This is a genomic window from Gemmatimonas sp., assembly GCF_041689975.1.
Taxonomy (GTDB): Bacteria; Gemmatimonadota; Gemmatimonadetes; order Gemmatimonadales; family Gemmatimonadaceae; genus Gemmatimonas.
Genome location: NZ_JBDNFF010000349.1, coordinates 1 through 12,478, shown reverse-complemented (window position 1 = coordinate 12,478; position 12,478 = coordinate 1). Strand labels below are relative to the sequence as shown.

Annotated in this window: 6 protein-coding genes and 1 pseudogene; 3 read left to right on the top strand and 4 right to left on the bottom strand. The window is 63.9% G+C overall.

What is annotated here, in order from left to right:
* The 3 genes and pseudogenes from ACESNG_RS20680 to ACESNG_RS20670 form a co-directional block, all read right to left on the bottom strand.
* Positions 1-475, bottom strand: a pseudogene (locus ACESNG_RS20680) (hypothetical protein); the annotation flags it as partial.
* 434 nt (positions 476-909) lie between these two features.
* The gene (locus ACESNG_RS20675; RefSeq protein WP_373063026.1) at positions 910-3,981 is read right to left on the bottom strand and encodes a WD40/YVTN/BNR-like repeat-containing protein; all 3,072 of its coding nucleotides are present in this window, start codon (positions 3,979-3,981) and stop codon (positions 910-912) included.
* Between the two features lie 360 nt (positions 3,982-4,341).
* Positions 4,342-6,054 (bottom strand): amidohydrolase, encoded by a 1,713-nt coding sequence (locus ACESNG_RS20670; RefSeq protein ID WP_373070629.1) that lies wholly within the window; start codon positions 6,052-6,054, stop codon positions 4,342-4,344.
* Positions 6,055-6,159: 105 nt separating this feature from the next.
* On the opposite strand from ACESNG_RS20670, the gene ACESNG_RS20665 reads away from it, so the two are divergent.
* The 3 genes from ACESNG_RS20665 (at position 6,160) to ACESNG_RS20655 (ending at position 11,418) form a co-directional block, all read left to right on the top strand.
* Positions 6,160-6,456 carry a putative quinol monooxygenase gene (locus ACESNG_RS20665; protein ID WP_373063022.1) on the top strand — a complete coding sequence of 99 codons (297 nt, stop codon included), beginning with the start codon at positions 6,160-6,162 and terminating at the stop codon, positions 6,454-6,456.
* Positions 6,457-6,626: 170 nt separating this feature from the next.
* Positions 6,627-8,573 (top strand): amidase family protein, encoded by a 1,947-nt coding sequence (locus ACESNG_RS20660; protein ID WP_373070627.1) that lies wholly within the window; start codon positions 6,627-6,629, stop codon positions 8,571-8,573.
* Positions 8,574-8,787: 214 nt separating this feature from the next.
* Positions 8,788-11,418 (top strand): M14 family zinc carboxypeptidase, encoded by a 2,631-nt coding sequence (locus ACESNG_RS20655; RefSeq protein WP_373070625.1) that lies wholly within the window; start codon positions 8,788-8,790, stop codon positions 11,416-11,418.
* Positions 11,419-11,632: 214 nt separating this feature from the next.
* Here the strand turns inward: ACESNG_RS20655 and ACESNG_RS20650 are convergent.
* The coding region (locus ACESNG_RS20650) for an aminotransferase class I/II-fold pyridoxal phosphate-dependent enzyme (RefSeq protein ID WP_373063016.1) at positions 11,633-12,478 on the bottom strand (846 nt) is incomplete at its 5' end.

The window sequence follows — 12,478 nt, the reverse complement described above, 5'->3', positions numbered from 1 at the left end:
CGAGTGATACGTGAACAGCACCGGCGTCCGAAGTGAGTCCGTGGTAGACCGTTTCGAGACCCATCACCTCAGAAGTGGCAATCTGGTTTGGGTCATCTCCGTTGAGCTCCTTGAGCAGCTTTTCGAGCACAGCGGTCCCGTGTTGCGCAAGGACCTGCGCTCCGGTCGATACCACCACGACGTGCACAGAAGTGCCAAGGGTGCCCATGCGGAGGACGATGTCAGCAAGCTTTCCATGAAGTCGCTTGTGGAACGTGGTGGTATCTTGCTCAACGATATCCCACACGCCTTTCGTGAAGGCGCCGATTTCCTTCGCCTCAGGCTCTCCAGCGCCTTTGGAGATCCACTTGGATTGGACAAGGACTACGCGTGCCTCAGCGGCATCGTAGTAGGCGGCGTCGATTCCATTGTCGTCGGAGCCGTCCCAAACCGATTTCGCGGCATCAATGTCGGAACAAGCGCACGTGAGCTGCACAGCAAGCGCGGCGAGGCAGCGTGAAAGAATTTTTGCGTCGCGCGCTTTGTCTTGCGGGTAATGTCGGAAAGATCGAGATGAGCCTTGAACTTCTGCCGTAGGCGGTTTTTGATTCGACTGACTTTAAGCGTCGACATTGAACTGAGAGTTGAGTTGAAACGATTCTTTGGAAGGGTACGCTGGCTAACCTCTATTCACTCTACCGAGCTAGCGACGGTCTTCCAGCCTATTTGCAACGCAGAGCGATGTTCCACCTCTGACTCCGTTCACGCAAGGCCGTACACAACAAGCTCAGATGGATGTTTCGTCCAAATGGCCGCGGCATGTTCCGCGAATAGCTCGACCGATCTGACGCGCGCAGCCTCGCCAAATACAACAACGCCCGGTCGACTGTCCAAGTCGACCGGGCGTCATCATTCCCATCCATCCAATCCCTACCGATCAAACTCAGCATCCGGCACAAACACCGCCTGTGCCGCACCCGGCGCACCCTTCTCCACCTTGCTGCGCGTGATCTCCGGCAATCCCGCGGCCTTCAACATCGCGTTGAGCTTCGGCAAGTCGGCCGCAATGATGCGCTCCATGCGCGTCATCTGCACATCGAGTTTCGGATTCAACACCGCCAGCACATCGTACGCCTGCTTGGGCGGCCTGCGCTCGCCGCCCGACACGAAGCTCAGCAAGCTCGAGAACTGGTTGTTCAAGCGAATCGGGAAATTCAGCGGATCCTGCCCTGACTGATTCTTCGTCTGATACACCGAGTCTTCCACCGCACTGAGCGAGTCGGCGAACGTTTTCGCCAACGGCGCGAAGGCGGCGTTCGCCGTCATCTTCGCGGTACGATCGGTGACATCCGTTTTCAAATTGCGAATCTCGATCACGCCCTTGTTCGCATCGCTCATGCGATCACGCACCTGCAACGCCATCCGCGTCTGCTCCGTTAGGTCGGCCACGGTGGCCTCGGAGCGCGGATCGGGCTTCACTTCAAATGCGTACTGCACCGGCGCCGCACTGCCGGCGGTCATCTTCACGCTGTACGTGCCCGGCGCCATCGACGGGCCTGTCCCACGGCCGCCCCACAAAATCATGCCGCGGAACGTGACGGCATCGGGATGACGCATGGTCCACGTGTACCTATTCACACCCTTCCGGTTACTCGGCTTGGCCGGCGCCGCCGCACCAAAGCCACGTCCACCACCGGGGCCACTGGCCACAGGCGTGGGGTTGGTATCGGTGCTCGCTACCGTCGCCAACAGCTTGGCCTTGCTGTCGTAGAACTGGAACGTGACGGGCATCGAATCGGTGGGCAGACGATACACGAACGTGGGCGCGGCCTGTCCGTTCAGGCGCAACACGGGCATCGGCTTGTACAGATACGGCGCACTCGCGGCCTTCTCGGTCTCGGGCTCCCAACGCAACGGCGTGAGGTTCTCCATCACCCAGAACGCGCGGCCATGCGTGCTGATCGCGAGGTCGTCGTCGCGTAGCATCATGTCGTGCACCGGCACCGGCGGCAGATTCTTCTGCAGGCTCTTCCAGTTCGCACCCGCGTCATGCGACACGTACACGCCACGCTCGGTGGCGGCGTAGACCATACCGGGCCGCGTGAGGTCTTCACGGATCGCGCGCGTGAAGTGATCGGGCGCGATGCCGCTCGTGATCTTGGTCCACGTCACGCCGTAATCGGTGGTGCGATAGAGATACGGCGTGAAGTCGTCCATCTGATAACGATTGCCGGCCACCCACGCCGTGCCCGCGGCATGCGGCGATGCTTCGATGATGCTCCACCGCATCCACTCCGGCAGTGCCTTCGGCGTCACGTTCTTCCACGTCACACCGTTGTCGCGCGACACATGCAACAACCCGTCATCACTACCCGTCCAGATCAATCCCTTCGTGAGCTTCGACTCGGCCAACGTAAAAACGGTGCCGTAATACTCCACGCTGGTCTGGTCCTTCGTGATCGGTCCACCCGAGCTGCCCAGCGTAGCGGGATCGTTGCGCGTGAGATCGCGCGAGATCGGCGTCCACGTGGTGCCACCGTTGGTGGAACGGAACACGACGTTGGAACCCACATAGATCGTATTCGGATCATGCGGCGAGTGCACGATCGGGTACGTCCACTGGAAACGATACTTCGAGTCTTTGGCATCGTGACCCATGGGGTCGAGCGGCCACGGATCGATGGAGAGCGACTTACCGGTACGACGGTTCAGCACGTCCATGCTGCCACCGTAGTTCGCGCCGAACATCATGTCGGGATCGTCAGGCTTGCTGCTGATGTAGCCCGACTCACCGCCCGCCACGCCATAAAACGTGGAGTAGGGCGACGGCGGCGCTGCCGGCGCGCCACCACCCCCGAAGCCACCACGACCGAAAGCCGGCGTTTCACGCACTGGGCCGCACGACGAACCAGCGTCCTGCTTGGCACCGCACACGTGATACGGATACGCACTCGTGAGATGCACGTGGTAGTACTGACCGGTGGCCACGGCGACGGACACGCGTGTCGTGCCGCCGTCTTTCGTGATCACGACGCCGTTGTCGTGCGCCACCGCAATGCGCTTCGGGTCGGTGGGATCGATGTAGATGTCGTGGTTGTCACCACCACCGAAGCCGGCCGTAAAGGTCTTGCCGCCATCCTTCGACACCATCGGACTCACCTGCGGCGCGTACACGACGTTGGTGTCCTTGGGATCGGCGTACAGCTTGGAGTAGTACCACGACCGCTGACGCAAATTGCGATCACCGCTCATGAACGTCCACGACGCACCGGCGTCGTCGCTGCGATACACACCACCGTTCGCTTCATGCTCGAGAATCGCCCACAAGCGACTCGGCTTGGCCGGCGACACGGTAATGCCGATCGCGCCCAACAGCCCGCTCTGCGGCAAGCCCTTCGCGCGCGTGATCTCGGTCCACGTATCGCCACCGTCGATGGTCTTGAAGATGCCGCTGCCCGCGCCACCACTCACCAGCAGCCACGGCTTGCGGCCAGCCTGCCAGAAGGTGACGTACATGATCTTCGAGTTCGACGGATCCATGATCATGTCCGCCACACCGGTGCTGTCGTTGCGGAACAGGATGTTCTTCCAGGTGCGGCCGCCGTCGGTGGTGCGAAATACACCGCGCTCTTTGTTCGGACCGAACACATGACCCAGCGCACCCACGAACACGATGTCGGGGTTGTTGGGATCGATGCGCACGCGCGAGATGTACTGCGTCTCCTTGAGACCCATGTACGTCCACGTATTACCGGCATCGATGCTCTTCCACACGCCGTCGCCGTGCGACACGTTGCCGCGGATCGGCGTTTCACCGCCGCCTACCCACACCACGTCAGGATTGTTCGACTGCACCGCGATCGCGCCGATGGTGCCGCCGAAGTATTTGTCGGTGACGGGGAGGGCGGTTTTGCCGCCGTCGATGGTTTTCCAGACGCCGCCGCCGGTGGTGCCGAGGTAGTACTCGTCGGGGCGAAGGGTTGAGCCGGCGACGGCGACCATGCGGCCGGTTTGGTTGGGGCCGATGTTGCGCCAGCTGACACCAAAGGTGGTGTCGGCGGCGCGGGAGGGAGGAGGGGCGCCGGGGGCTCGTTGCGCTTGGAGGGTTGCTGCGCAGAGGAGGGAGGAGGCGAGGAGAAGCGAGCGGGTTGTGGGCACTTGCCGGGGTGTTGGGTTTGGGGCGGGGCTTGATGGCTGCTGGTAATGAAACGGCTTGACGGGTGGGAGCGCTGGTGGTTGTGGGCTTTGGGCTTTGGGGGTTTTGGGCTGTTGGCTTGGGGTGGTGGGTGGTGGGTGGTGGGTTACAAATCAGAACTCGGTGGTTTGACTCACGACTCCGAACTTCAACTCATTACTCCAAGCTCACGGAAAGCCGGTGGAGCGATAAGCCTCGCGGCCGCCGATGATGGTGAGGAGGACCTTGGTTTTGAGCAGGTCAGATGGGGGGAGGGTCAGGATATCAGCTGACAGCACGACGAAGTCGGCGAATTTCCCCTTCGTCAGTGTGCCAGTTTCCTGTTCCATGAACGCGGCGTAGGCGGCGTCCTTGGTGTAATGCCGTAGGGCGGCTTCCACCGTGATCCGATTCTCGGGATACCAGCCCGCCTTTGGGGTGCCCTCGGGGGTCTGGCGGGTGACGGCGGTGTAGATGCCTAGCAATACGTCCATCGGGAAGACGGGGTAGTCGCTCCCGAAGGCTTGGATGGCGCCGGCGTCGTCGAACTTTTTGAAGGCGTTCGCTCGCGAACTACGCTCGGGGCCTAACAGCGGGGCGTAGTTGGTGAGGGTGGTTTGGTCGGGGGTGGCGAAGATGGCTTGGGTGCTGGCGATGACGCCCAGCTGCTTGAAACGGGGGAGGTCGGAGAGCGCGGGGACCTCGACGTGCTCGACGCGATGGCGTCGGCCGGTGGTGCGATTTACGCGCGCAGCGTTGGCGTAGGCGTCGAGGGCGGTGCGGACGGCTTTGTCGCCGATGGCGTGCAGTTCGACTTGCATGCCGGCGGAGTCGTAGCGGGCGACGCCGCGATTAAGGGTGGCGGCGGGCCAGAAGGGGAGGCCGGTATCGTCTGACCCGGCATAGGGTTCGAGCATCGCGGCGGTCTTGGCGTCGACGGTGCCATCCAGCATGCCTTTGGCGATCCCGAAGCGTAGCCATGGGCCGTTCACGCTGTCTCGCAGCATGACGTAGCGCCGCACGGTGGCGGCGGTGGCGGCGGGCGTGAAGGGCACGGCGGCGCGGTATCGCACGCGCATGGTGTCGGCTTTGACGGCGGCGCGGAGGATGGTGTACACCACGTGCTCTGGTGCACGAGGGCTCGCCTCTTGAAGTAGTACGATACCGAACGATACCGCCTTCCTGGTTTCCTCGTCGATGCGTCGGGTAATGTCGGCGCGCGATGGTTGGGGCACGAGCCGACTCACCAGCCCCGCCGCCGACTCTTTCAGGAGTCCGGTGGGTACGCCGCCGGCTTCGCGCTCGATGACGCCGCGTGCGGGGTCGGGGCTTGTGGCGGTGACCTTGGCCAGCGCCAGCGCCCGGCCGTTGGCGAGGCCCTGATGTCCGTCGCGGTCAGTGAGGATAACGGGCTGACCGGGAAAGGCGGCGTCGAGAAAACGGCGGTGCGGGGTGTTGTTGGGGAAATCCGACGGTGTCCATCCGCGGCCCACCACCCACGCTCCGGCCGGCCGTTTGGCGGCCCAGGCTTTGAGGCGGCGCACGATCTCGGCTGGCGACTTGGCGTCGGTGAGGTCAGCGCGATCGGCGGTACTGAGATGCCAGTGAGAATCATTGAAACCGGGCACCACGCGCTTCCCCTGCAGGTCGACCACTCGCGTGGCCGGCCCGCGGAAGGCCCGCGCCTCAGCGTCGGACCCTACGGCCAGCAGTTTGCCGTCGCGAACGGCCAGCGCCTGGGCCGATGGGCGCGCGGAATCGCCGGTCCAGATGCGCGCGTTGGTGTAGATCGCGCTGGCCACCTCGGCGGGTTGAGCGGGCAACGCGGCGACCGAGGCGGCGAGGGCCACTCCGATGGCCACGGCGGAGCGGAGGGAGAAGGGCATCAGCGAGTTGGTCATAGGCTCCGATATAGTGTTCGAGGCTGCGGAAGACTATATGGATCGTATCCGGTTCGGACCACGACCGATTGCCGCACCGCTTCACCTTCCCGACTCCCCGCCGCCATGCTCGTTGTTCAGGTGTTTGTGCACGTGCTCCCCGACCAGGTGAGCGCGTTCAAGGCTGCCACGCTCGACAACGCTACGAACAGCGTGCTGGAGCCGGGCATCGCGCGCTTCGACGTGCTGCAGCAGGCCGATGACCCCACACGCTTCACACTGATCGAGGCGTATCTCACCGATAGCGCGCCGGCCGCACACAAGGCCACGGCCCACTACGCGCGCTGGCGCGACACGGTGGAGCCCATGATGGCCTCGCCGCGCACGAACGTGAAATACGAGTCGCTGTTTTTTCCTATTTAAGCTGTTGCTGTTCTTCGCGTCCTTCGCGTTCTCCGCGAGCTTCGCGCGAACCAGTTGTTGGGTGCTTTCGGAGAGATTTTAGCTGCGGCAGGTCCAAAGGTTCGCGCGAAGCTCGCGAAGATCGCGAAGGCACGCGAAGAACTGCAACAACATTTTTTGAGGGTGTGATCGTGAAGATTCGTGCGATAGTGGTGGCGACGGCGCTTATTGGCGCAGCAGCAACAGTTAGTGCGCAGCCGAGTGCTCGGCTGGAGCTCACGGAGGCGTCGATCACCGATGTGCAGGCGGCACTCACGGCTGGTCGCATATCCAGCGTGCAGCTCGTGCGACAGTATCTCGCGCGCATTGCGGCGTACGATCACGCGGGGCCGGAGCTCAATTCGCTCATTCGTATCAACCCGAAGGCGGCGGCCGAGGCGGCGGTGTTGGATGCGGAGCGGAAGGCGGGGAAAGTGCGTGGGCCCATGCACGGGATTCCCGTGATCATCAAGGACAACTACGACACCGGGGACATGCCCACCAGTGCGGGATCGCTGGCGTTGGCTACCAGTCAGCCGTCGCGCGATGGGTTCGTGGTGAAGAAGCTGCGTGATGCGGGGGCGATCATTCTGGGCAAGTCCAACCTGCATGAACTCGCGGCGGGCATCACCAGCATCAGTTCACTGGGCGGACAGACGCGCAATCCGTACGACCCCACGCGATGCCCCGGTGGCTCGAGTGGCGGCACGGGCGCGGCGATCGCGGCCAGCTTCGCCACGGTGGGCTGGGGCTCGGACACCTGTGGATCTATTCGTATTCCGAGTGCCTTCAATGCGCTGGTGGGATTGCGGCCTACGCAGGGACTCGTGAGCCGGCGCGGCATCGTGCCGCTGTCGCACACACAGGATATCGGCGGGCCGTTGGCGCGCACCGTGACCGACCTCGCCATCGCGCTCGATGTGAGCGTGGGCTACGACAGCGAGGATGCCGTGACGAACGTGCTGCGCGACACGCCGGCGCCCAGGTTTCAGGCGTCGCTGAGCAAAGACGCGCTACGTGGTGCGCGCATCGGGGTATTCCTACCGTACTTCCGCGAGACTGACGCCGAGATTGCAGATACGGTGCGCGCGGCGATTGCGGCCATGCGCGCGCAGGGTGCGACGGTAGTCGATGTACCGATGGCCGAGTTCGACACGCTCATGGCCAACACGAGCGTGATCAACCTGGAAACGAAATTCGATCTTATCGACTATCTGCGCACCGTGCCGAACGCGCCCGTGAAGTCGTTGCGCGACATTCTCGACCGCGGCTTGTACGACCGTCAACTCGAAGTGCGCTTCCGCGTGATCGACACGGTGCTCGCGGCCGACAGTGAACAGCATCGCACCACCCTCAAGCGGCAAGCGGCGCTGCGCGCACGGATGGAGCGTATTCTCGACAGCCTGTCACTCGATGCGATCGCCTATCCCACGGTCCGGCAGAGGCCGACACTGGTCGGTGAAGTGCAGAACGGCAGTACCTGCAATTTGGGCGCGCAGAGTGGACTCCCGTCTATCAGTGTGCCGGCCGGATTCGCCGCCGATGGACTACCGGTGGGCATCGAACTATTGGGCAAGGGCTTCAGCGACACGCGCCTGGTGGCATTGGCCTATGCGTTCGAGCAGTCGGGCGCGCGACGGACCGCGCCGAGCACGACACCGGCGCTGGTGGCGGGCAAGGCGCCCGTGTCGGCACCGATCGTGGTGACCACCCGCGCGCGCGGTATCGTGGCCACCACGCGCATCACGCTCGATCGCGTGCACAGTGTGCTGCGTTGGTCAGCCACGGTAAAGAGCACGGGTGGCGCACCGCCTTCGGCTCAGCTGTCGGCCCTCGTGCTGCGTCGCACCGGCAACGCGGGCCGTATCTCGGGTCCGATCTCAGGCGCCGCTGCCAGCGGCACGACCTCGGCCAGCATCGCCATCCCGGCCGGTGTAAGCCGAGTGAGTGCGCGACTGCTGGGGCCCGGTCAGGCAAGTGGAAGCGGATCGTTCCCGCTCACGTACGCGGATCGCGTGGCCTTCGACGCCGGGCGGCTGACGGTGGCCATGTACACCGGGGCTGGCGTGGAGCCGGTGGAAGTGAAGTTGGCGCGATAGGTGAGATCGTAACTGCAAAAGCAACAGCTGGAACACGGATGATGAAGGATTACACGGAACAGCACGGATAAGCAGAAAAGCGCTTTTGATCTTATCAGTGCTGTTCCGTGAGATCCGTTTTCTCCGTGTTCCAGCTGTTGTTGTTGCTGGTGTTGTCTCAGCAGCCAGCATCCCAACCCGTGACAGATCGCCCGCAAAGCGCGAACTTCACGGCATGACGACCCCATCCTCCTTCCGCTCCGCCCTGGCCTTCGCCGCGCTGGCCGGCGGCCTATTTGCCCGCCCCGCACAGGCGCAGCACGCCTTTGCCGATCCCGGCGCCACGTTCGATCCGCGCGTGCCCACTCCCGCGCAGATCCTGGGCTACGATATCGGCGCCCGCTTCACGCCGCAGCGCGCTATGATGCGCTATATCGAGCGTATTGCTGCCGCTTCGAAACGCGTGAAAGTGGACACCGTGGCCCGCACGTTCGAGGGGCGCGAGATGGTCATCATCACCATCTCGAGCGAAGCCAACATGGCGCGGTTGGCCGAGATTCAGCGCGATGCCGCGCGCATTGCAGACCCGCGGGGGGCCAGTGCGGGTGATATCGAGGCAGCAGTGAAGCGGATTCCGAGCATCGTGTGGCTCGCGCACTCCGTACACGGCGGTGAAGCGTCGGGCGCAGAGGCCGGGTTGGCGCTGTTATATCAGCTGGCCGCCGGCACCGATGCCGATACCAAGCTGGCGCTCGATAGCACCGTGGTGCTGATCGATCCCAACGAGAATCCCGACGGACGCGAGCGACACACGCACGATATCGAGCGCAGCTGGAGCGCGCAGGGTGTGGCCGGTGAGCCCGGTGCGCTCAACAACGCCGGTTCGTGGCCGGGGCCGCGCACGTCGCACTACTACTTCGACCTCAATCGCGATTGGTACGCGCAGTCGCACCCCGAGTCGAAGGGACGCGTGAGCACGTACATGAAGTGGTGGCCGCATGTGGCGGTGGATCTGCACGAGCAGGGGAGCAGCTCGTCGTTCTACTTCGCACCACCGCGTGCGCCGGATAATCAGAACAATCCCAAACATCTGCCCAAGTGGTTCGACATCTTCGCGGCCGCGCACGGTGCAGCGTTCGATGTACACGGCTGGTCGTACTTCCGACGCGAGGGATACGACTCGTTCTATCCTGGATACGGCGAAGGGTGGCCCATGCTGACCGGCGCCATCGGCATGCTGTTCGAGAGCGCGTCGAGCTCTGGTGGTGCGATAATGCGCAACGACGGTACGCTGCGCACGCTCCGCCAAGCGGCGTTCGAGCACTTTACGGCCGAGTGGGCCACGGTGAAGACATCGGCGCGTCGGCGTTCGGAATTGGTGCGCGATTATTCGGCGGCGCGGGCGAACGCGATCACGATGCACGCCAAGGGTCCGCTGCGGGCGGTGTTGCTGGCGCGTGACGGGCAGGGTCGTGCCGATTCACTGGTGCAGAAGCTGCGCGACAACGGCATCGAAGTGCAGCGACTCACCACCGATGTATCGGTGGCCAACGCCAGCATGTATGCGGGTGGCACGCTCCCCACGATGACCGCCAAGGCCGGCAGTTATGTGGTCGACCTGGCGCAGCCGCAGGGGTACCTGGCCAAGGCGCTGCTGGAGCCCGATGCCGCGCTCGATTCAGCGTTCATCAAGTTCGAACTCGAACTGCGCCGCACCGGTCAGCGCAATCGCTTCTACGACATGACCGCGTGGTCGCTGCCGTTGGCGTGGCGAGTGGACGCGTACACGTTGTCAGCGTTGCCCGGCTCGCTGACGGTGGTGACCGATGTGCCACGCACGTTCGTGGCGCCGGCGCGCTCAGTGTACGGCTACGCCTTTGCCCCGGGCAGCGAGTCGTCCATTCGGTTGCTGGCGTCGCTGCTTACCGATTCCGTGCGCGTGTGGTACGCGCCGTACTCGTTCACATCCAAGACCAACAGCTTCCCCAACGGCGCGTTCGTGATTCGCGTGGCGCTCAATCGCGCAGATGTGCACAACGTGGTCATGCGTCGTGCGGCCGAAGCGGGTGCGCAGCTGGCGTCGATACCGTCGGCAGGTGTCGATACGGGCACGGATCTGGGCAGCAACTCGGTGATCCCGGTGCAGCGTCCGAAGGTGGCGCTGCTTGGTGGTGCGCCGGTGAACGGCACGTCGTTCGGCTTCAGCTGGTACGCGATGGATCAGCGCATCGGTTACGCGAGCACGTTGGTCGACGCGAACTTCGTAGCCAGCAGCGACATGAGCGCGTTCAACACGCTCATCATGCCGTCGGTGCAGGCGGGCGCACTGGATCGTGTGCTGGGCGACGCGGGTCGCGCGCGCTTGGCCGAGTGGGTGCGCAACGGCGGCGTATTGATCACGATCGACGCCGCGAGCGCGTGGGTGGCGCAGGAGCGCGTGGGCTTGGTGCGCACGCGTGTGAAGCGTGACTCCACGCGTGCCGACAGTACCGGTGGCGCGCCGTTGCCGGGCAGTCTGCCGGGGGTCATGGCGCGCGCCACGATCGACACGCTGTCACCGCTCATGGCGGGAATTCTGAACCGGGAGATGGCGGTGTTCGCGAACAGCGATCGCGTGTTCACGGTGCCGAAAGATCTCACGGCGGGCGAAGCCGTAATGCGCTTTGCACCGGCGGCGCGGGTGCGCATTGCGGGCTACTACTGGCCCGAAGCCGCCGCCAAGATCGGCGGGTCGCCGTACCTGTGGACCGAACGTGCAGGACGCGGCCGCGTGATCATGTTCGCGCACGATCCGGTGTACCGGGATCAACTGCGCGGGACACTGCCGATTTTTGCGAATGCGGTGCTTTTGGGGGGGAGTTACTGACTTTTGTGCGTGCAGGGAAACTCACGTGGGTTTGGAGTTGTGAGTTGAAGTTTGGAGTTGTGGGTTGCTCATGACTCCGAACTTTCGCTCATGACGCCATACTCACGTGAGTCTCAAGTTGTGAGTAGAAGTTTGGAGTTTTAGGTGACCCACGACTCCGAACTTTTACTCAGTACTCCAAACTCACGTGAGTGCCAGCGGCCCCACGCAAGACTCAACGAATCGCCGCCGCATAGGCTTTCGCGAACCGCACGGTATCGTCGGTCTTCATCCCGCAGACCCCCACGCGCAGTCCCTCGGCCATCGGCACCACGAACACATTCGCCGCCTGCAACTTCTCGCACACCGCAAAGGGATCGGGCGGCGCCGGAAGCATCACGAAGAATCCGCCGTCCCACGCCGCACCGGGGAGTCCGTCGGCTTTAAGCGCGGCATCGAGCGCGGCCACGCGCTCCGTGAGTACGCCACGCCAGTGCGCATGCTCGGCCGCCAACGCCTGTTGCGCAGCTTCGCTCCTGGTCATGCGCAGCAACACGCTCATGGGGGCGCGGGCGCAGTTGCTCCACGTGCCACGGCAGCTCGACACCAGCGCGCCCTTGAGCGCAGCGTCGTTGCTCCACGGAAACACCAGCGCGCCGGCGCGTGAGCCGTACAGCGTGAACGCCTTGCTGAGACTCAGGCTCGCGCACACCAGCACGCCCTGTTCGGCGCCGAACGACGCGTAATCATCGAGCGCCTCGCGGACGCTGTCCGGATTGCGCGCGTAGTCGAGATACGCGAAGTCCAGCAGCAGCGTGACCGGCCCCTGCGACGCGATGTCGCGCAGCACCGACAGCAACGTATGACGATCGTCGCGCGAGAGGCTGCGACCGGTGGGGTTGTGACAGGGATCGTTCAGCCACATGAGTAGGCGCCCCTGTTCGTCAAGCAGGTCGCGGGCCTTGGCTTCCCAGGCACCGATGTCGAGCGCTTCGCCGGGCGCGGGGTACGGCGCCGTTTCCAATCGCACCGACGCTTCGGCAGCGATGGTGGCGTACGGCCCCCAGTAGGGGGCGGCGGT